General features: G+C 40.4%; 21 protein-coding genes and 2 pseudogenes. 13 read left to right on the forward strand and 10 right to left on the reverse strand.

Going from position 1 to position 20,398, the window contains the following annotated elements; all coding sequences use genetic code 11:
• Window positions 1-5: 5 nt before the first annotated feature.
• The 3 genes from RCG25_RS01530 to wrbA all read left to right on the forward strand — a co-directional run bounded on the left by RCG25_RS01530 (window position 6) and on the right by wrbA (window position 2,272).
• Window positions 6-950, forward strand: a complete 945-nt coding sequence (locus tag RCG25_RS01530; protein ID WP_308081928.1) for a ring-cleaving dioxygenase — start codon at window positions 6-8, stop codon at window positions 948-950.
• Window positions 950-1,561 (forward strand): alpha/beta hydrolase, encoded by a 612-nt coding sequence (locus RCG25_RS01535; protein ID WP_308081929.1) that lies wholly within the window; start codon window positions 950-952, stop codon window positions 1,559-1,561. The genes RCG25_RS01530 and RCG25_RS01535 overlap by 1 nt, the downstream gene beginning before the upstream one ends.
• Before the next feature lie 99 nt (window positions 1,562-1,660).
• Window positions 1,661-2,272 carry an NAD(P)H:quinone oxidoreductase gene (gene wrbA, locus RCG25_RS01540; protein ID WP_308081930.1) on the forward strand — a complete coding sequence of 204 codons (612 nt, stop codon included), beginning with the start codon at window positions 1,661-1,663 and terminating at the stop codon, window positions 2,270-2,272.
• Between the two features lie 490 nt (window positions 2,273-2,762).
• Here wrbA and RCG25_RS01545 read toward each other — a convergent pair whose 3' ends face one another.
• Entirely contained in the window at window positions 2,763-3,278 is a 516-nt protein-coding gene (locus tag RCG25_RS01545) for a type 1 glutamine amidotransferase domain-containing protein (RefSeq protein ID WP_308081932.1), read from the reverse strand.
• A 377-nt stretch (window positions 3,279-3,655) separates the two neighbouring features.
• Window positions 3,656-4,225 carry a CBO0543 family protein gene (locus tag RCG25_RS01550; protein WP_308081933.1) on the reverse strand — a complete coding sequence of 190 codons (570 nt, stop codon included), beginning with the start codon at window positions 4,223-4,225 and terminating at the stop codon, window positions 3,656-3,658.
• Between the two features lie 290 nt (window positions 4,226-4,515).
• Here RCG25_RS01550 and RCG25_RS01555 point away from each other — a divergent pair, with 290 nt between their 5' ends.
• The 3 genes from RCG25_RS01555 to RCG25_RS01565 all read left to right on the forward strand — a co-directional run bounded on the left by RCG25_RS01555 (window position 4,516) and on the right by RCG25_RS01565 (window position 6,982).
• The gene (locus tag RCG25_RS01555) at window positions 4,516-5,355 is read left to right on the forward strand and encodes a DUF4405 domain-containing protein (protein ID WP_308081934.1); all 840 of its coding nucleotides are present in this window, start codon (window positions 4,516-4,518) and stop codon (window positions 5,353-5,355) included.
• A 131-nt stretch (window positions 5,356-5,486) separates the two neighbouring features.
• Window positions 5,487-6,575: a PrsW family intramembrane metalloprotease gene (locus tag RCG25_RS01560; RefSeq protein ID WP_308081935.1), complete on the forward strand. Its 1,089-nt coding sequence runs from the start codon at window positions 5,487-5,489 to the stop codon at window positions 6,573-6,575.
• 17 nt (window positions 6,576-6,592) lie between these two features.
• Entirely contained in the window at window positions 6,593-6,982 is a 390-nt protein-coding gene (locus RCG25_RS01565) for a VOC family protein (RefSeq protein WP_308081936.1), read from the forward strand.
• A 70-nt stretch (window positions 6,983-7,052) separates the two neighbouring features.
• Here the strand turns inward: RCG25_RS01565 and RCG25_RS01570 are convergent.
• Window positions 7,053-7,838: pseudogene (locus RCG25_RS01570) on the reverse strand (LysR family transcriptional regulator).
• Window positions 7,839-7,948: 110 nt separating this feature from the next.
• Between RCG25_RS01570 and RCG25_RS01575 the strand changes: the two are divergent.
• Window positions 7,949-8,497 carry a DUF4865 family protein gene (locus RCG25_RS01575; RefSeq protein ID WP_308081937.1) on the forward strand — a complete coding sequence of 183 codons (549 nt, stop codon included), beginning with the start codon at window positions 7,949-7,951 and terminating at the stop codon, window positions 8,495-8,497.
• 30 nt (window positions 8,498-8,527) lie between these two features.
• Here RCG25_RS01575 and RCG25_RS01580 read toward each other — a convergent pair whose 3' ends face one another.
• A complete protein-coding gene (locus RCG25_RS01580) occupies window positions 8,528-10,168 on the reverse strand; it encodes a beta/alpha barrel domain-containing protein (protein ID WP_308081938.1) in 1,641 nt (546 codons plus the stop codon).
• A gap of 257 nt (window positions 10,169-10,425) precedes the next feature.
• Here RCG25_RS01580 and RCG25_RS01585 point away from each other — a divergent pair, with 257 nt between their 5' ends.
• Together RCG25_RS01585 and RCG25_RS01590 are read left to right on the forward strand one after the other, a co-directional pair.
• Window positions 10,426-11,286: an EamA family transporter gene (locus RCG25_RS01585; RefSeq protein ID WP_308081939.1), complete on the forward strand. Its 861-nt coding sequence runs from the start codon at window positions 10,426-10,428 to the stop codon at window positions 11,284-11,286.
• Window positions 11,287-12,259: 973 nt separating this feature from the next.
• Window positions 12,260-13,132, forward strand: coding sequence for a YitT family protein (locus tag RCG25_RS01590; protein ID WP_308081940.1), 873 nt, complete (start codon window positions 12,260-12,262; stop codon window positions 13,130-13,132).
• 28 nt (window positions 13,133-13,160) lie between these two features.
• Here RCG25_RS01590 and RCG25_RS01595 read toward each other — a convergent pair whose 3' ends face one another.
• The gene (locus RCG25_RS01595; protein WP_308081941.1) at window positions 13,161-13,577 is read right to left on the reverse strand and encodes a DUF1284 domain-containing protein; all 417 of its coding nucleotides are present in this window, start codon (window positions 13,575-13,577) and stop codon (window positions 13,161-13,163) included.
• 179 nt (window positions 13,578-13,756) lie between these two features.
• On the opposite strand from RCG25_RS01595, the gene RCG25_RS01600 reads away from it, so the two are divergent.
• Window positions 13,757-14,575: a sugar nucleotide-binding protein gene (locus RCG25_RS01600; RefSeq protein ID WP_308081942.1), complete on the forward strand. Its 819-nt coding sequence runs from the start codon at window positions 13,757-13,759 to the stop codon at window positions 14,573-14,575.
• A gap of 16 nt (window positions 14,576-14,591) precedes the next feature.
• On the opposite strand, the gene RCG25_RS01605 is transcribed toward RCG25_RS01600, so the two are convergent.
• From RCG25_RS01605 to RCG25_RS01615, 3 genes and pseudogenes are all read right to left on the reverse strand, one after another.
• Entirely contained in the window at window positions 14,592-15,059 is a 468-nt protein-coding gene (locus RCG25_RS01605; RefSeq protein ID WP_308081943.1) for a DUF3291 domain-containing protein, read from the reverse strand.
• Window positions 15,060-15,202: 143 nt separating this feature from the next.
• Complete coding sequence (locus RCG25_RS01610) at window positions 15,203-15,589, reverse strand: hypothetical protein (RefSeq protein ID WP_374121027.1); 387 nt, start codon at window positions 15,587-15,589, stop codon at window positions 15,203-15,205.
• A 105-nt stretch (window positions 15,590-15,694) separates the two neighbouring features.
• Window positions 15,695-16,021: pseudogene (locus RCG25_RS01615) on the reverse strand (helix-turn-helix domain-containing protein); the annotation flags it as partial.
• Here RCG25_RS01615 and RCG25_RS01620 point away from each other — a divergent pair.
• Window positions 16,010-16,840 (forward strand): aldo/keto reductase, encoded by an 831-nt coding sequence (locus RCG25_RS01620; RefSeq protein WP_374121056.1) that lies wholly within the window; start codon window positions 16,010-16,012, stop codon window positions 16,838-16,840. The pseudogene RCG25_RS01615 and the gene RCG25_RS01620 overlap by 12 nt on opposite strands.
• Before the next feature lie 90 nt (window positions 16,841-16,930).
• Here RCG25_RS01620 and RCG25_RS01625 read toward each other — a convergent pair whose 3' ends face one another.
• Window positions 16,931-17,371 (reverse strand): DUF6376 family protein, encoded by a 441-nt coding sequence (locus tag RCG25_RS01625; protein WP_308081944.1) that lies wholly within the window; start codon window positions 17,369-17,371, stop codon window positions 16,931-16,933.
• Between the two features lie 235 nt (window positions 17,372-17,606).
• Between RCG25_RS01625 and RCG25_RS01630 the strand changes: the two genes are divergently transcribed.
• The gene (locus RCG25_RS01630) at window positions 17,607-18,119 is read left to right on the forward strand and encodes a histidine phosphatase family protein (RefSeq protein WP_308081946.1); all 513 of its coding nucleotides are present in this window, start codon (window positions 17,607-17,609) and stop codon (window positions 18,117-18,119) included.
• A gap of 61 nt (window positions 18,120-18,180) precedes the next feature.
• On the opposite strand, the gene RCG25_RS01635 is transcribed toward RCG25_RS01630, so the two are convergent.
• Window positions 18,181-18,600: an SRPBCC family protein gene (locus tag RCG25_RS01635; protein ID WP_308084079.1), complete on the reverse strand. Its 420-nt coding sequence runs from the start codon at window positions 18,598-18,600 to the stop codon at window positions 18,181-18,183.
• 748 nt (window positions 18,601-19,348) lie between these two features.
• Between RCG25_RS01635 and RCG25_RS01640 the strand changes: the two genes are divergently transcribed.
• Window positions 19,349-20,377, forward strand: coding sequence for a DUF1835 domain-containing protein (locus RCG25_RS01640; RefSeq protein WP_308081947.1), 1,029 nt, complete (start codon window positions 19,349-19,351; stop codon window positions 20,375-20,377).
• The last annotated feature ends 21 nt before the right edge of the window (window positions 20,378-20,398 follow it).

Consider the following 20,398-nt stretch of genomic DNA (forward strand, 5'->3'; position numbering starts at 1 on the left):
ATAGCATGCAAAAAACTGCAGGGATCCATCATATTACAGCAATGGTGAATGATGCTCAAAGGAACATCGACTTTTATGCAGGTGTACTGGGGTTACGACTTGTAAAAAAAACGATTAATTTCGATCGGCCAGAAGTGTACCATCTTTATTTTGGGAATGACACGGGCCAACCAGGTACTGTTATAACTTTTTTTCCTTGGGCTAAACAGCTGAAAGGTCGAATTGGAACGGGGCAGGTCGGCGTAACTAGTTATGTTATCCCGCAAGATACCGCTCCATTTTGGGAGAAACGATTAGGTAAATTCGGAGTTGAATTTACTTCTTCTGATCGCTTTGGTGAAAAATATTTAAAGTTTAATGACCCTGACGGACTTCAAATTGAATTGACTGAACGAGATGAAGGACCTAGGAGTACTTGGAGTTTTGGTGGAGTTCAACCAGAAAATGCGATTAAAGGATTTGGCGGTGCTGTTCTGTTATCGGCACAGCCACATAAAACAATAGATGTACTGGAAAATGTTTTGGGATTAGAATGCATGGGACAAGAGAATGAATTTCTAAGATTGAAGTCTGAAGGAAATGTTGGGAATACTATTGATATTCAGTTAAATCCATCAGTCCGGGGACTGATGGGAGCCGGAACGGTTCACCATATAGCATGGAGAGCAAAGGATGAGGAAGATCAACGAAGGTGGAAATCCCTTCTTCTAGAAAATGGGTATTATCCGACAGAGATTCTTGACCGAAACTACTTCAAGGCTCTTTACTTTCATGAAGCAGGGGGAATCCTCTTCGAAATAGCGACCGATCCACCAGGTTTTACGGTGGATGAACCTGCTCATGAACTTGGAAAAAAACTTATGCTACCGTCTTGGTTAGAGTCCAAAAGAGAAGAATTAGAAGAAACCTTACCGCAAGTGGAGGTTCGAGTTCTGGAAGGAGATAAATAATGAAACATATATTCAATAAAGGACAAGATCCAACAAAACCAACGTTATTATTGCTTCATGGTACGGGTGGCAATGAGTTAGATTTGTTGCCTCTTGCAGGAAGAATAGATGATGAAGCTTCTGTATTGAGCGTTCGCGGAAATGTATTAGAAAATGGAATGCCTCGATTTTTCCGAAGATTAGCTGAGGGAGTATTCGATATAGAAGACCTTATTTTTCGAACAAAAGAACTAAATGAATTCCTAGATGAAGCAGCAGAAAAGTACGGTTTCGACCGAGATAACATAATCGCTATTGGATACTCTAACGGTGCGAATATAGCCGCAAGTTTATTGTTCCATTATCAAAACTCCTTAAAGGGTGCCATTCTCCATCACCCCATGGTACCAAGAAAAGGAATCGATCTTCCTGACTTATCAGGTAAGTCGGTGTTTATTGCTGCTGGGACAAATGATCCGATTTGCTCGCCAATGGAATCGAACGAACTACAATCCATATTAGAAAAGGCTCATGCAAATGTGGAACTTCATTGGGAGAACAGAGGGCATCAATTAACACTTCAAGAGGTTGATGCTGCAGCTGACTGGTATCGCAGGGTAATCATTAAATAAATGAATGTATTTGTAAAAAATAGACATAATAGGTGGTGTGTTTAAGTGGGTATCTTATCCAAGTTATTTGGAAATTCATCTGATAAGGAGACAGGAAAAATGACAAATGTAAAATTAGCTGTTGTTTATTACAGCATGGGTGGAACTAACTATCAACTAGCAAAATGGGCCGAAGAAGGAGCAAAAGAAGTTGGTGCGGAGGTGAAAATAGTAAAAGTTCCAGAACTTGCGCCACAATCAGCGATTGAAGGAAATCCGGTTTGGAAAGCGCATGTAGAAGCAACAAACGATGTACCAGAGGTTCAATTGGAAGACTTAGAATGGGCAGATGCCATCATTTTCAGTGTGCCTACTAGATTTGGTAACATGCCTTCACAAATGAAGCAATTCCTCGATACAACTGGCGGTCTATGGTTTAATGGCAAACTGGTTAATAAGGTTGTAAGTGCGATGACCTCTGCACAAAATTCACATGGCGGACAAGAGGCTACAATATTATCGCTATATACGACTATGTATCACTGGGGTGCAATCGTTGCTGCTCCTGGTTATACAGATCCTGTAACCTTCGGTGCTGGTGGAAACCCTTATGGAACAAGTGTTACAGTGGGGCAAGATGGAAAAATGATTGAAGATGTACAGGCTGCAGTTAAACACCAAGCGAAACGTACAGTTACAGTGGCAGAATGGGTTAAAAAAGGGAATCAATAAGGGTAGAAAAGCTAATTGACGATGGTCGATTAGCTTTTTTTGTTATCTGGCGAACCAATAAAGTTTTTAAGAAATGGCTTCTATCTAAAAGGGAAAATACATTTGTTCCCAACTACAATGATTACAGAAAGACCTAATCGAGAGATAGTTAATCTTTCACAAGAAAAAATAGCTTAAATCATGAATGGGACTCCTTTTAACTTGGTTTGGTGCATTGGAAAATAATTTCCGATTTTTGTAGAATTCTTTCTTGGTTTTGTAGAATAAGTTGAAATTTTGTAGAATTCGCTCTCAATTTTGTAGAATTTCTCTGTGAATTTGTTATTTTGAAGTGAAATTGGAAACTTATTTCCAAACTTTGTAGAATACTTCTCCGATTTTGTAGAATTAATTAAAATTTTGTAGAATTCCTTCACATTTTTGTAGAATTCTCTTTAATCAAACGATAAAAGTCTTAAAAAGGCAGAGGGAACATCCCACTGCCTTTCTGCTATCCTAATATTCGCAAACTCTCTTCAACAAATGCTGGTATGTCATCCGGCTGTCTACTGGTAACCAGCTGATTCTGGCACACGACTACTTCTTTGTCATGCAAATGACCACCAGCATTCTTTAGATCTACATGAATAGATTTATAGCCCGTTACATCACGCCCTTGAAGCGTTTCAGCTGTGATAAGCAGTTGGGGGCCGTGACAAATGGCGAAAACAGGTTTTTTAGCATCCATAAATGCTTTGGCGAAGAGGACAAAGCGCTTGTCTGCACGAAGAAGATCCGGTGAAAATCCACCTGGAATGAAGAGTGCATCAAAATCCTCAGGAGAGACATCATCAATGCTTGCATCAATGACGACTTCACTCGTTCCCTGCTTTCCCTTCACCGTTTTATCCTTCTCCATTTCGATTGTTGTAAGCGTATGGCCTTTTTCCTTAAAGGACTGTACCGGTTCCATATATTCGGAGTCCTCAAAATAATCAGTTACGACAACAGCAATTTTTTTACCCATAGTCATTCACTCCTTATCCAAGTCTCTACATTAAAATACCCTGATCGACCATTGTTGAAACGGACATAGTCGATGAATGACTTAGATCTTGGAAGGGTGTGAACAAGAAAAATCCACTCAGGGCATTGAAAACTAGTATCCCATCAAAAAATTCCGGTAAGTAACTGCAGCTGGTGGTACCGGCGGTGGAGGAATAATGGGAACTATCATTGGTTTATACCACGGATGGTAGTGGTGATATAAGATGTAATAATACATTCATATCATCCTTTCATGTCATGTCACAGTAGATTATGAGCCTTCACCTACGTATGATTGGATGCATACCTAGCTTTAGGCATTTACAAAGAAAATAAAAAGAAGCAAAAATATGCTTCTTAGCTTGATTCCTTATCTAATTTAGCAAAGCTCTCCATCTTTGTAACCCAATAAGCTGTAAAGTAAAGTAGTAGAAAAATAATAAAATCATAAAAAGAGGACCAATGTTTCGGGTCATAAAAGCCGATTGCGTCAAAGAACTTCATCGCTCCAAAAGCAGCCAGGGCAGAGAATATGGCTCCTTTTAATAAGGGATTCATCTTTGGCTTAATCTGTAGAGCGAGCATAACCCCAACGGGTGCTAAAGAATAGTGATAAGGTAAAAATAGAAAAGGTGCCAGAGGGATGATTGTCATTGGGTAAGACCACAGCCCAAGAGATAAAGCAGCAAGATCGATTGTAAGCGAAAAAATGACGGTCAATAAGCCTCCTAAAAGAAGACGTCCCGTACTATTTTTATCCCGGAATAGGAACCAAATAATCCATGGGACGATAAACAATGCCAGACCAAACCACCATTGCCATGTAGAAAGAAAATCTTCTCTCACAGCTTTTGCAAATAAAGAACTGACCTCGGTTAATTGGTGATAGGCTTTTTCTGATTGGGCGAGCCCTTCTTCATATGCCATGCGTATGACCTCTCCTAAGAAACATTAATAATGGTATTTTTTTCAGCTATATACTCTTTTATACAGTGTTATTTTAAAAACATTTGTTCCTAGGGCTATCAAGTCCTAATCGGAGGTGGTGGATTCGGACGGAGTTGAAGAATTTAAGGATAGCCGTGTCCGAATCCAACTCGCCCCTCAGTCAATAAGAACGCCCAAAAAGGGCATGTTAATTTTCTTAAGGTTATCTTAAGATTCCTCCAATAAAATGAAAAACAGTTAAGGTTATGAGTGAATTTGGAGGAATGATTATGAAAAAGAATTATACAAAAATTGTACTGGATTTGTTGATGGCTATCACGTTTGTGTTGCACATGAATCCTAGAGTTCTAGACGGGTTACCGTTCCATGAAATCGCGGGTATTGTTATAGGCGTGGCTATTCTAGGGCACATCGGATTGAACTACCAATGGGTAATCAATACAACCAAAAAGATTTTTGATCCCAAACTTCCTAAGAAAACACGATTTAGTTATCTGTTAAATATATTACTTTTAGTTTCAATGGCAACCGTTATTATCACGGGAATCTTTATTTCGAAAGTCGTTTTTCCAAGTCTTTCCGTTCAAGGGGGACACGCCCTACGTGAAATCCATGGATTATCTGCAGATGCTACTCTTGCGTTTGTTGGTTTCCATGTTGGGGTACATTGGCAATGGGTTATGAGTATCTGTAAAAGAGCGTTTAAATCCAAGGGAGGAAAGCTTCGAAAAGGTGTAATCGCATCCGTTGTCCTGTCACTCGCCATTTTGGCAGGTGGAATCCAATGGTTTGCCTCAACCGCTACACCAAGCATGATTAATTTCAAGCAGGAGCAAATGCGACAAAGCGGGCAGGCATCTGCTAATAGAAACACTGGAACTACAACAACTACCGCAAATTCGAATCAGGAACCGCCTAACGGAGAAGATTTTCATAGAGGGAGATTTGGTGATAGAGACGGAAGAGAAGGACATGGTGGCAGCGGCAACCCATTTTTAGTCGTTCTTAATTACTTTGCCATCTGGGCAGCCATCATCATCCCTACTTATTTTCTGGAGACACGGGTCTTAAGGAAAAAACGAAAATCGACAAATATCCAACCAACCTAATAGAAAGAGCTAATCGATTAAAATGGTCGATTAGCTCTTTTTTATTATCAAAAAATTAATATAACAATGGTTTAAAGGGGAAAGTAAAAAGATGAATTTTCAAGAGTCGTATATAAAGAGGGGGATCCTACATGAAATGCCCGGAATGTGATTATGACAATAAGCATGAGGGAAAGTATTGTCTCAATTGCGGTTTTACCTTTTTAGGGGACGGCGACACACCTCAAGATTCAAATAGCCTTTTTTATGAGTTTGCCACGTATGTCGACATGGTGCCGAAGTATGCACGCTCGGTGGAGCCTAAATTTCAAAATATCTTCTCTCGGGTATTTCGAAAGCATAGTGAACTGGAGGCTGAACGACTTTTCGTAGTGGGAACCGCACTAACAACACCCAAACTTGAAGAAGTAAAGGAAACGTGGCCGAAGCCTTGGCTGTTCGCGAGGGTATTTCTGTTTGCTCTTATTGCATTCATAGGATTGTATGTGGGGGTAAGTTTATTTAAAAATATCAACTTTATACCAGGGCTTATCATTGTTGGGGCGTTTGCTGTTCCTATCTCGACACTGATCTTCTTTTGGGAAATGAATGCGCCGCAGAATATTGCTATTTATAGAATCATTTATGTCGTCTTTATTGGCGGAATCCTCTCGATGTTAGTGGCGTTGCTCTTTTTTAATATATTAAAAAATAACATCAATCCGATTACAATTGGAATTGTAGAAGAACTGGCCAAAGCGCTAGTCGTCATATTTTTCGTGCGAACAAGAAAATACCGCTACGTTCTGAACGGACTTTTGTTAGGGGCTGCGGTCGGAGCGGGTTTCGCTGCGTTTGAAACGGCTGGCTATTCATTAAGAGCACTCCTATCTGGTAGTTTTCCGGGCTTGTATTCAACCATCCTAATGCGCAGCTTTTTGGCTCCCGGCGGGCATGTGGCGTGGGCTGCTTTAACAGGGGCCGCCTTTTGCCGGGTCCAAGGGAACAAGACATTTGAACTGAACATGCTGTTCAAGCCAAGATTTATCCGGGTTTTCGCTCTCGTTGTGTTGATGCATGCGTTATGGGACACGCCTATACCAGGAATGTTCCCTGTTGGACAAATCTTCCTGATGCTCGTATCATGGATTGTAGTTTTTCTCATGATCCGAAGGGGCTTAAAGGAAATCGCTACTAAGAAAGTGCAATTGAGCAGCCTTCCTCTTGAGCCTACATCTTAAGGAAAGAAGGGAAGGGTTTGATTACATACAAATGCCTCCATCATGTAAGTTTGACGGTGATAGATTTGGAAAAAGCAAAAGAGTTCTATAGTGTGATTTTATGTTTAAAGGAGATACCGCGTCCGGCTTTTGACTTTCCAGGCGCCTGGTACGAAATCGAGGGCCAACAGCTTCACTTGATCGTCGAACCTTCTTCGCAGACGATTCGTCAGGATAAACGCTTATCCAGCCGAGAAGGTCACTTTGCCCTCAGAGTGGCGAACTACTATGACACTTTGGAATGGTTGAAGCAGAATGAAGTGGAAGTCCTCGAAAAACCAAACGGAAAAAGCGGCTTCGCCCAGATATTCTGCGCCGACCCAGATGGGAATCTGATTGAACTAAATGTAGACCAAAAAGAACTATAATGGGGACAGTCCCCCGGTGCTTTAACGCTTTACCAGTTTGGGGGACTGTCCCTGATTGTACTTTTTCTTTTTAAAAAATGTCATTCGGAATTCGTTTCTGGGAGGCCCGATGAATATAAAAGTAAATAGGAAGATCTGCAGTCGATAACTCATCGATCGTGTCTACATCCACCACGTTACTGGGCAAGAACGCTACCCCTTTTCCTTGAACAACAAATTCCCTGATTAAGGAATAAGAATCCACCTGATGGAGTTTCCGCTGGGAGAGTCCATGCTCCTCCATGAATGCAACGGTATGCATACGAAAAGGACACTGTGTATCGTGACTAACGAAGAAAAACTCATCGGCATAATCAGGAACTAGTTTTCCTTTTGCTTTTTGCAGGCTCATAGAAAGCTTGGAGCGGAATACTTCTACAAATTCAGGATCCGCATGATTCCTATACGTAATGATCATATCTACTTTTTGTTGAAGTAACAATGGCTGCAATTGACTGCTAGACTAAATAATTAATTGATACTTCATAAAATCTTCTTTAATCCGGTTTTTTAAATAAGAGGACAATATGGTTGTGGAGGTTCCAATACGAAACGTCTCCCCATCGACTCTAATTTCACGTTTTGCTTCATCCACTAAATGTAAGATTCGATTCGCATACTCCAGCAAGATTTCTCCAGAAGGAAGTAACGAAATGCCTTTGTGATTCCGATGAAATAAAGGGGCCTCTAGCTTTTGTTCGAGTTTTTTAATTCGTTCAGATACATTTGGTTGAACATAGCCTAATTCTTTGGCCGCTTTCGTGATGGACCCTTTATCAACTACCGTTTTAAAGATAATCAGATCATTTAACTCCATTTCACTCCACCCCATCATTTAAAATGATGCCACTCATCAATAACACCTATTTTACACCACTAGAACCAAAAGTTACCATTATTTTATAGCGAATAAGAGGAGTGGTACGTATGATAGGTATGCAATATAAGGTTGTTTTACCAGCGGATTATGATATGGATATTATTAGACTACGGGTGCAAGAAAACGGGCATAAGACAGATGGATTTCCGGGGCTGTTGTTTAAGGCTTATTTAACGACTGAAACTGTGAAGAACGGCAACCTATACAATTCCTATTCACCCTTATATATCTGGAATACAGCACAAGGGATGAATTCTTTTGTCTTCGACGGGTATTATGACAATATTTTAGCTTCATTCGGATGGCAGCATATTAACATTGGAGTACCGTTGAATGTATCCTTGGAAGAGAATTTTGCTAAAAGTAGATACGCGGTTGAATATGCGGGGCGCATTCCAAAACAGCAATCATTAGTCGATTTTTCATTCACTGCAGTGGATCAGTACGTCAAAAATGCAGAAGCAAAGAGTGGGAATTTCTTAATTTATAATCCTGATAAATGGGGCTATAGCCACTTCAGCTTTTTTCAAGAAAAACCAGAAGTGGCCCCATCTAGCAATCAAACCATTTATGAAATTTTACACATCTCACAATAGAAGTGAAAACAAGCCAACAGTGATGTTGGCTTATTTTCGTATGAATAAAAACGGGGCCGTACAAATGACGCCGACAAGATAGAGCCCGACGGCGAAATAGGCAGGTAGTAAGTGGACGAAATCCGTGTAGGAAATGACAAAATGCGTGAGTAGTCCGGATAAAAAGGCGGGAAGGGCACCAAGTGTAAACGTCCACCAAACCCAGCGTTCGCCTTCGCGGATGCCCCATAAGGCCAGCATCAAGACAAGCAGACCGACACTTAACAAGGCGCTGCCGAACCCCGCCCGGTCATGGGCAATCACAGGGATTAATCGGTCATTGAACGCATTGAGCATGTCTGGAGTGAGACATAAATAAGTCAGATCCGTTGGGACAAAAACATGGGATGCGCCAATGACGGAGATGACGCCGCCGCCAATCGTTAAGGCGAACCCGAGTATGACAAAGGATAATTGCCCAATCAAGCTCCATTTCCATTTGCGATGATTGAAGCGGTTGATACTTGTTGGTGTCTTGTTCGCCGCTCTTGATTTTACATAGCCCAAAATAAATAAAGGTAATAAAACCAGCCAAAACAGCCCATGAAGCCAGTCGAAATAGCCGTAGCCGATAAATAAGAAAATGCCAAGAAACCCAATCGTACCGGCAATATTAACTGCTTTTCTCGCCCAATGGAGGCTGTGCCGAATCCCATGCCTCGCCAGCTGCATATAGATGATACCACCAGAAATCATGGTCCCCGAAAGGGTCATCCGGTCATGGGCCATAAAGTATAAGATGGCCGGATTGAACTGGACGAGATCGTTTCGAAGCATGCCCAAAAACGATTCATCGTATGGAAGAATAATTGACGTCATGCTGAAAAACAGGGCAATGCATCCAGCGACTGTAATCGCCAAGCCAAACAGCCAATACCAAAGCCAGCCATCTATCTTCACGGACTCCTTCGGCAACATGTCGCTGTAGGTCTCGTTAATCCGCTTTGGCAAGCCAGGTCCGGAAAACACATACTCAAAGCCCAGCATCACAAGGGAAGCGCCGTGTTCCAATAAGGCGACCCCATCCTGTGGTTCCCTGATTCCACCTGACGTAATGATGGGAACGCCATTGCCTAGCGATTTCCTTAATGTGACGAGTGTATCACGGTGACATCCTTCAAGGAGGATTCCACTAGGGTGATAGTTTTCTAGATTAGTTATGTTGTCTGCTGAATAGGCTAATATAACAGGTTTATTTACTTTTTTTTGAAAAAGATGAAAGTGGTCAGGTGAAGGAAACGCATCGCCATTGACGATAAACCCATCACTAAAAGCGAGGAGCTCTTCGCAAAGCTGCTCGACTTCTTCTAATGACCCCTCGGCCCTTATGAAAAAGGGGACTTTCTTCTTTTTCAAAGAGTGAAGTTTATCTTTAACGGTAGTTAGCTTAATAGAAAAATCGGTCATACTTAGGGTCTGTTCGTGAACGTCCAGTTCTTCCTTCCCTATTAAACCGTGAAGGGAGACCGGACCAATCTCGACGAAGCCGAACCCAAGGTTTTGAAAGGCTTGAAGCCCTGATAGTTGCGGGTCGATTTTGCCGCTTAGCCCAACCGGCGTAGGGAAGGGAAGGCCGAATAGTTGTCTCTCCAATTTTTTCGACGGGGTCATGTGACCAAGGAATTCAATCATTTTTCCCCCAATGAAGGTCGAGGATAACAGGCTCATCCCGCGATGAATAAACTCCCGACTAAAGGACGGGGGTAGCCGATGAAGAATCGGTTTGAATAGCGTATGATACGACCAATCTGGCAAGGGTAGTCACCCCTTTTAATAAAATTGTGGTTCCCAATTATTTTACTATATTTTGCTATTAACGAGGGAAAGATATATTATCTTAAAAGGCATTTCGGACGATTCTCATATTTCAAGGAAAAGTAGGGTTTGATATGAGTGTAGTGTTGGCATTACTGGCCGCTTTGTTTGCAGCAATAACCGGGATATTAGCCAAGATCGGAATGGAGAACGTCAATTCCAATTTAGCCACGGCGGTTCGAACCATCGTTGTGGTGGTGATGGCCTTTATCGTGGTCTTGGTGACTGGTCAACTTCAAACGATCTCGGCAATTACCAATAAAGCCCTACTGTTTATTGGGCTTTCGGGCATTGCAACGGGTTTGTCATGGCTGTTTTTCTTCAGGGCTCTGGCAATAGGAGAAGTGTCTAAAGTCGTGGCAATTGATAAGGCCAGTATTGTGCTGACCATTATTTTATCGGTTCTTGTGTTGAGAGAGCCTGCTAAAGCCGTGGTCATTGCGGGAGGGGCCATTATTTCCATTGGTACGTTTATCTTGATTGGGAAAAACGAAGAGAAGAAACGATTTACGGGATCGCAAAGTTATATTGTGCATGCGATTATAGGGGCTGTTTTTGCGGCGTTAACGGCTATTTTAGCAAAAATAGGGCTTGAAGGGGTCGATTCGAATGTCGGTACCTTTTTGCGGACTGTTGTCATCCTCTTTTTTGCATGGGGGATCGTGTTGTTTCAAGGGACCTTTAAGGAGTTGCGGGGGATCTCCAAAAAGGGCTATCTTTTTCTTATCTTATCAGGTGTAGCAACTGGTTTGTCGTGGCTGTGCTATTTTGCCGCGATTGCCTTAGGGGATGTTTCGGTCGTAGCTCCCATCGACAAATTTAGTGTCGTGCTCACGATGGTGTTGAGCTTTCTCATTTTAAAAGAGAAAGTAGCAAAACATAAGATTTTGGGCGGAGTCCTTATTACGGTTGGGACGATTATATTGATTTTATAGGGGGTTTTGGAACTTCGGACAGAGTCGAGGAAAAAGCAATTAACATTGTCAAAAGGCGAGGCAAATTCGGACAAGATTCAACTGACTTTAATAGAGGTCAGAGGTCGCAGCAACCTTTCCCGCCGTTCCGAGAAGGAAAAGGGTTCATAGAACCTCTCTACGCGACCTTTCCCGTCGTTCCGAGAAGAAAAAGGGTTCATAGAACCTCTCTACGCGACCTTTCTCGTCGTTCCGAGAAGGAAAAGGGTTCATAGAACCTCTCTACGCGACCTTTCTCGTCGTTCCGAGAAGGAAAAGGGTTCATAGAACCTCTCTACGCGACCTTTCTCGTCGTTCCGAGAAGGAAAAGGGTTCATAGAACCTCTCTACGCGACCTTTCTCGTCGTTCCGAGAAGGAAAAGGGTTCATAGAACCTCTCTACGCGACCTTTCTCATCGTTCCGAGAAGGAAAAGGGTTCATAGAACCTCTCTACGCGACCTTTCCCGTCGTTACGAGAAGGAAAAGGGTTCATAGAACCTCTCTACGCGACCTTTCTCGTCGTTCCGAGAAGGAAAAGGGTTCATAGAACCTCTCTACGCGACCTTTCTCGTCGTTCCGAGAAGGAATCGAGCTTATAGAACCTCTCTACGCGACCTTTCTCGTCGTTCCGAGAAGGAAAAGGGTTCATAGAACCTCTCTACGCGACTTTTCTCGTCGTTCCGAGAAGGAATCGAGCTTATAGAACCTCTCTATGCGACCTTTCTCGTCGTGCCGAAAAGGAAAAGGGTTCATAGAACCTCTCTATGCGACCTTTCCCGTCATTACGGAAAGGAATCGGGATCATAGAACCTCTCTATGCGACGTCTTTTTAACTTTGAGCGACCATTTTTCCCTGTAAGCTGCTTGTCTTTATGGAAGTAGGCAGGGCAGAATAGGTTAAGGAGAGTGTTATGGTAAACTTAAATAAATAAAACAAACAAAGCGAGGAATTTGATGGGTACGATTAAAAAGAATAAGACGAGTAAACTTAGAATGATTTTAAGAGGATTCATGGTCATCCTCGGTGGATTTATTGCGGCCTATGGACTCGAAACGGTATTAATTCCAAACAACGTATCCGATGGAGGCGTGACGGGGCTTAGCATCGTTGGCTCCGAGCTGTTTGGTTTACCGCTAGGAATTCTCATTGCCTTATTGAACCTTCCCTTCATTTGGTTAGGCTATAAACAGATTGGTAAAAGCTTCGCCATTTTTTCGATAATAGGAATCATTTCTTTAGCTGTTGGGACAAGCCTCATGCACCATACCCCGGCTATTATTGAAGGGGATACCTTGTTAATTACTGTAGTGGGCGGGATTATCCTCGGTTTTGGGATGGGGTTAGCGTTACGTAATGGCGGTGCGTTAGATGGCATTGATATGCTTGCCGTCCTGCTCTCGCGGAAATTGCCGTTTGGGACAAGTGACCTTATTCTCTTCTTAAATACCTTTGTATTTATTTTCGTTTCCACCGTATTCGGTCTCCAAGGGGCATTCCTTTCGGCCATTGCCTACTTTATCGCTTCAAAAGTCATTCATATTGTCGAAGAAGGGTTAAGCGGCTCGAAAACCTTCCTTATTATCACGACTCAACCTGAATCAATGATCGAGACCATTCGTGATCGCTTAGGCCGTGGGGCAACGTATAAGGAAGCGTATGGCGGCTTTTCGAATGAAATGTTTAAAGAAATCACCTGCGTTATTAATCGCTTAGAAGAAACCAAGCTAAAGGAAATCATCAATGAAATTGATCCAAAGGCCTTTGTTACTGTCTATGACGTAGCAGAGGTAAAGGGTGGCAATTTCAGAAAGCATGATATTCATTAAATAAACTCAAGCAAAAAAAGGGGAGGGCTTATTTCACTTCTCTTAAGCCCTTCCCATCAAGAATTTCTTGAATGCCTTCTTCGCAAACCCCGTAGGTACGCCAGTGGCAGGTTTCGCAGACTGTTTGGATATCGGTGGGGATGACATGTTTTTTGATGCGGGACTCAATGTCTTCCCACTTTAGGATTTGCCCGATTAGAAGGTCCATTTTTTCTAAAATAAAAGCATCCCTATCATAGAGGTTGGCATCCTGACAGTGGTAATCGCCAGTGTTCGGGTACTTTTCACATAATTGATCGGGTCCTTTTACAAGCTGAATCAACGTCTTAGGGTTCTCTCTCAAGGTTTGATGCAAGCGCGTCATATTTTCCACGTATTCTTGGGAATAACCCATTCCCCGATAACCCAAAAGGCAAAAAAGATGATGTCCACGTAGCTTATACATAATTAACCCCCAGTTCGACAGGTATTAATATATTAAAAGTTAACTAAAATGATTATTTGGTTTACTTATATTTTTTATCTTACCATCCACAAATAAAAATTTCATCATAAGGTTAGATACTAAGTATCTTTTTTAAGTTATTATTCGTTTTATAATAAAAGAGAGGATGGGGGATTTCGATGGAAAAGGTACTTATTCTAGGTGCAAGCGGTCTTGTAGGAATAGCTTTAATAGAAGAATTTAGAGATGGTTTTGACCTCTATGGAACATATTCTTCTACGTTAACCAGTCTCCAAGAAGGTAAGCAGATGAAATTAGAACTTCAACAAACCGATAAGTTGAGAGAAATTATACGCTCAATTAAACCCGACATTGTGATATCTTGCCTAAGAGGAGAGTTTGAACATCAGCTCAAGTTTCATAAAGAATTGGCAATGGAACTACGTGGGAGTGGTAGCCGTTTGTATTACTTTTCTACTACTAATGTTTTTGATGGGGACTATTCAAAGCCACACTCTGAAACAGATCTACCTATTTCCGAATCAGATTATGGAAATTTTAAAATTGAATGCGAGAGTATGTTAAAAGAAATTTTAGGTGAGCGCGCGATGATGATCCGAATCCCAGCGATATGGGGTAAGAATTCGCCAAGATGGAACGTAATGAAGGAAAGCATAAAAGAGAATAAAGAGATCGATGTGTACAGTAATTTGGTATGTAACAATCTTTTGGATGTTCAGTTAGCAAAACAATTGAGGTTCATTATTAATAATAAGCTTAAAGGCATTTTTCACTTAGTTTCAGAAGATATGATGACTCAAGGCCAATTCTATGAACAGATAATAAGTGCAGTTGCAGCTGATACGAGTATATTGCGGTATAGACTTTTTCAAGATCGTACAGACATACAATATTTTGCCTTGAAATCAAATCGGGAGGATATACCGAGCTCGCTGCAGTTCAATAGTAAAGAGATTATTTCATCCTTATTGGATTAAAAAAGAATGCCCCTGGCTAGTTAACCAAGAGCGTCTTCCCACATTCATCAAATGCATGCTTATAGTCAAACGCAAATGGAGTTGGTCCATGCTGAATATAATGGTTGTATCTCTTGAAAGCCTCCTCCCAGGATACATCCTTCACCATTTCCGTCCACCACACCACATATGTAGGCTGTTTCTCTTGATGAGGTTCAATCCACTTGCTCCTGTCTCGTAGCGCTTGCTTATGTTTACCTGAATAGGTAAAACGATATAAAGATTGAAGACTTCTCCATACTGTTAGTGTAAGAATAGGAGAACCTTCACCTTTGATCACTTCCTCTGGGAAGGGCACTCCATCAGGTGAAAACTCCTTTATAAGCTGCCCGGAAGAAGAAGCCTGTCGAATGACTTTGTGTCCAACTTCAAAAAACTCACGAGAAGCAGGATGTTCATTCGGATGTTTTAACCTGCCAACAGTATAGATCGCAACAAATGCCATAATTATCACTCCATTTCCACTTTTACCTACGTATATTCAAGCAAGGCCGGACTAATTCCTGTTGAACAAAATGGCTAACGTGATACTAATTAAAAGAGGACCATTCAAAAAATAGTCCTCTAGTAAAATCTATTAATTGTATCTTAAAAACGGCGCCGATTGATGACTGTGCATCGACGTGCACCTCTGTTGAGTAATGACCGTGCTTGTCCTAATGAAATGGCGACAAGGACGGCTTCGTCAGTGCCGCCAACTTCTACATCAAACACTGCAAATGCCTCGCCATCTACAATAAATACGCATTCCACATCTGCAATATTAAATCCATCAAAGTTGTTTAACACTCTACATTCCATGACTCCTGCTCTTATTAAAGTATTTGCCTCCTGTGAGGAAATCCGAATAAATACGAATTCCTCAATTTCGACATTACCAGCTTCTACTTCAATTTCGGTTAAAAGAAAGAAACCATTTCTCCTTGTGCGGAGTACACAATTTGCCCCAATTGAAACAATATCTTCCATGCTCATATTATTTCACCCCCTTGCTACCATTAAATTCAACAGTGAAGGAAAGGTGTGGACAAATTATATGTTTTTATATACGGAGTATGCACCCAAGTTTAGCAGGGGAAGTCATGAGTTTATCATATGGTCATATTTTTCCCTCAAGCGCTTAATATCTTCTTTAGGTGGTAAACCAAACATGCGGGAATATTCACGGCTGAATTGCGAAGGACTCTCATAGCCTACCCGGAATGCGACATCAGCCGCATCGGCTGAATCGGATAGTAACAAGTCCCGGGCTGCCTGCAGTCTCATTTGCTTTTGAAACTGATTAGGGCTCATAGCAGTTACTTCTTTAAAATGCCTATGAAGCGAAGAAACACTCATATTGGCTATTTCCGCAAGCTCTTCAATGCGGAAATTCGTATCATAGTTCTTCATGATATGTTCGATCAGATACCTATTCTAGGCTTTGGAGTTTATCAAATACAAGATGCAACTGAATGTGAACAAAGTGTTTATGATGCTATTTTGGCTGGTTATCGTCTAATAGATACCGCTGCCTCTTATCTAAATGAAGAAGCGGTCGGAAGAGCGATTAAGCGGAGTGGTGTGCCAAGAGAGGAATTGTTTATAACTACAAAACTCTGGGTTCAGGATACTGGATATGAGAGCACGAAGAAAGCATTCTCAAAATCACTAGAAAAACTGCAATTGGATTATTTGGATTTGTATTTAATCCATCAGCCATATGGTGAAATATATGGTTCCTGGCATGCAATGGAGGAGTTATATCGTGAAGGGAAAATAAGGGCAATTGGAGTGAGTAACTTCCAAATGGACCGTCTAGTGGACTTGATGATTCATAATGAAGTGATTCCTGCCGTAAACCAGGTTGAAACCCATCCTTTCTGCCAGCAAATAGAAAGTCATAACCTTATGAAAGAAAACAATGTTCAAATAGAGTCATGGGGACCATTTGCTGAAGGAAGAAATAACATGTTCCAGAACGAAGTTTTAGGATCTATAGCCGAAAACTATAATAAATCCGTTGCACAGGTGATTTTACGATGGTTGACACAGAGAGGAGTCGTTGCGATTCCAAAGTCTGTTCGTAAGGAACGAATCATCGAAAACATTACGATCTTTGACTTTGAATTAAGCCAAGAGGATATGGAGAAAATTTCTACGTTAGATACGAAAAACAGCTTGTTCTTCTCACACAACGATCCTGAAATGGTGAAATGGATTGGTACGCGTAAACTTGATATTTAATGCTCTTACATACCTATCTTTATTGCTGAGATAGCTGGTGTAGTTATCACTTCAAAAACAGCCAGTTTCCCTAACTGGCTGTTTTTTATGCTATTGCCCCAGGTTTTTTATTCTATTTAACAAATTGGTTATTTCATTAACTGTTGTGAGTAGTTGGGAGTTTTCTAACTGATCCAACGCCAAATGTCCGTTTTGTAACACTTCGTTGATTTCACCAAGTAAAAGTTCATTTTTAACAACTAATTCTTGATGGATGTCTTTTGCCACAGAAGGGACGTTATTGATGTTAATAAAGTCCTCTATATCCTGCTTAAGGGTCACCAATTTAGTTTCAAGTTCTTTCTGGATTGCTAAATCGTTCGCAGCTTGCTCGATCAATTGAGGGGCTTCTTGTGCAAAATTGTTTAATTTATTAATATGGTCAGTTGCTTGATTGACATAGTCAATTGAATCATTCACTTCCCCTAGAAATGAGCATGCGCTTAGGAACAGTGAGACCGCAATTATAAGAAAAAAATGTACTTTCTTCATACCTGGCTCCTTTCTAAAATTCCATTTAAATGTATGATACGTATCACTTCATAAAAGGTTTCAGTTCTAGAATACCAAGGGGGGGATCATTGATTTCATCAATCAGGCATATGTCATTATTACAGGAAGTATTTTATCAGCGTTTACGAAATAAATACTTTTAAAATATTGAAAGGAGAACCATCTTTCTTTCTAGAATTTAGATTTAGAAATGTATAAAGAGGGAGTGTGAAAAATGCAGATTTTGTTGATTCGTCACGGAGAATCGGAAGATGACTTTTTAGAGGAGAATTATAATGGAACAACAGATTTACCTTTAACACCAAATGGACGTATTCAAGTAGAGAAAATGTCACAACGCGTATTAAATGAGTTTCCACCCGATTTCATATGGAGTAGTACATTAAAAAGAGCCAGGGAAACTGCCGAGGTTTTATCCAATACGATTGGTTGTCCTGTTGAATACATAGATCAGTTAAGAGAACAACAGGAATCAGAAAATAATCTAGAATTTAGGTTGCGCGGGGAATCTGTTCTTTCATTTATCAAAGAAAATAGTAAAGAAAATACTAGAGTTGCAGTAGTAACCCACGGTGGTATGATAACCAAATTGATTGAAAGTTTTCTTGAATTGCCAAAGGAACATAATAAATGGTTCCACACCAATAATACAGGGATTCATTTTTTGGATTATTACAAGGGCCTACAAATAATAAAGTTTGCAAATAGTACATCTCACTTAGATTAATGGTGTGTCAGGCACCCCTTAGGGACAGATGTCCATGAAGGGTGCCTGACACCACGACTTTTTACGATTGCTCTGCGTATTTTTTGAAGTTGTCTAGAATCGCCTGCCACCCTTGTTGTTGCATCTCAACGGGATTCGTCGTTTCAGCATCAAACGTTTCGATAACTTGGGTTTGGTTGTCTTGACCTTTAAAGGTGATTGTAACCTTTCTTCCATCGCCTAGTGTATAAGCAATCACCTCATGAACTTTCACTTCATCATAAACTCCACCAAAATCGAAACCAAAACTGCCATCTTTGGCCTCCATTCGCGAATGAAATTTCCCACCCGGTCTTAGATCATTTTCTGCAACTGGTGTGTGCCAGTCGTCTGAAGCGCTGTTCCATTTGGTTATATGAGTGGGCTCTGTCCAATATTTCCATACCTTTTCAACGGGTGCTTGAACAGTTGTTTCTACTGTTACTTGTTTAACTGATTCCATTTCCTCTACTCCCTCTCTTAAAACAATTTTTTTATACGAGTTTTCCAAAATAGGTGCCTGACTTCATTGTATAAGAATGTGAAAATTCACGCCACTTCATCATTGTATCCTTTTGAAGTCATTGTAATCCAACTGGTAGGGCAAGAGTTTATGTTACTCTCCTTGTAAAAGGAGCAGGAGGACGAAAAAGGAATTTTTTCTAAGATAGAGAATTACTTAAGTCAGAGTTCGGAAATAAAACAAAAGAAATAACTAACCAAAAATTATATGAAATTTACAATAACACAGATAATGAAATTCTTCAGGTTTTTAAAACGGAGAAGACCCTACATTCAAACTGTTGGTGGGTAAGCTGAGGGGCCGCGAGAAGTTATGGCATAACCGTAATGAACCTGTGCTTTTATGTGGTGGTCTTTTTAATTTCAAGAGATTAGGTATATAGACCAATCTTTTTTCATTCAATGTTTATGATTGCAAAACTGGGTACCATAAGTGAAAAAGTAACCGGTTGGAGTGAAAACTTTGGGACTGCTAAGTAATATACTACACGGATTTATATTTATAGTAGTTGTTATTTTAGTCATTTTATTTGTAATGACTTTGGAAGATCCTGAATGGTGGACCATCCTAAAAGGGATGTCGCTGAAAAAGAAGATTCTGACTGTGTTTATATTAATGATCAGTTGGATAGTGATACAAATGATATTTAATAAAATATAGTATCCCAATCAAATAAGGAGTTTTTTAGGTGAATTTTTTGGAGATTAAAGAAAAAGTTAAAGATTTACCAGAGAAGGAAGTAAGGACATACTTACAGCATATTCTTTTTCGAATAGGAATGTTGGATGACAAGGAATATCCTTTAGAAGAGTTTTCAAATGAACTTAGAAAAATATATCACTACATTCTTAATCCAATAGAACTTATAGAAGATAGATTCGAAAATGGCAATTACAAAAAAGTTCATATCCTATTTGGATATCCATATTTAAGACCAGCATTAAATGAATTAAAGTTACACGAAGAAGAATTGATTCTGACTTTCTACGACAATTTTGCTGTTGGCCCACTAGCTAACTTGGAAACAGTAACTGGTCAAAGGAAAAGACTTGAATGGATTAAAAGCAATTTGGAAGACGAAGAGGGTGAGGCGGATAAATATTTGGATGATCTTCAAAGAGCCATTACTCAATTAATATCTATTCCAGATCATGTTCCCATTCACATATGGAATTCAGAAAATGCTCATGAACAAACTGGCCTTGTATTTACCATGTACTTGTTAAGGGAAAGAAAGAATAACATCTTTATTGTTAATACGGGACAGGTGTATAGAGAGTTATTTAAGAAAAAGTCGACAAAGTATAATCCATTATTTTCAGGAGAAATCATCTCAGAAGAATTACAAACCATTTACCAATATAGTCAAGAAAATCAAAAGAATGTAACGAATATGGAGCGTACCCATTTTGAAATGGAGTGGTTAACTCTAGCATCAAGCTCTACTACGTTACGAATATGGGAAAATGGTGGAATAAAGAGTGTTTCTGAGGACTATTATGATGAATTTATTATTGAAAAGGCAAAGAAACTGATTGGGAAGAAAAAGGGCTTTATAAAGTCTGCGAGATTGATCGGTGAAGTCTACGCCCATATTTTTCAATACATTGGTGACAGCTATTTGGAATATAGAGTTAGAAAACTAATCGAAAAGGGGATCTTTAATTACGAAGGTAGCTTAGAGGCGATGCGGTACTACAGTATTAAATTAAGATAAATGATGGGGACAGTCCCCTGC

It is taken from the genome of Neobacillus sp. PS2-9, assembly GCF_030915525.1.
Taxonomy (GTDB): Bacteria; Bacillota; Bacilli; order Bacillales; family Cytobacillaceae; genus Neobacillus.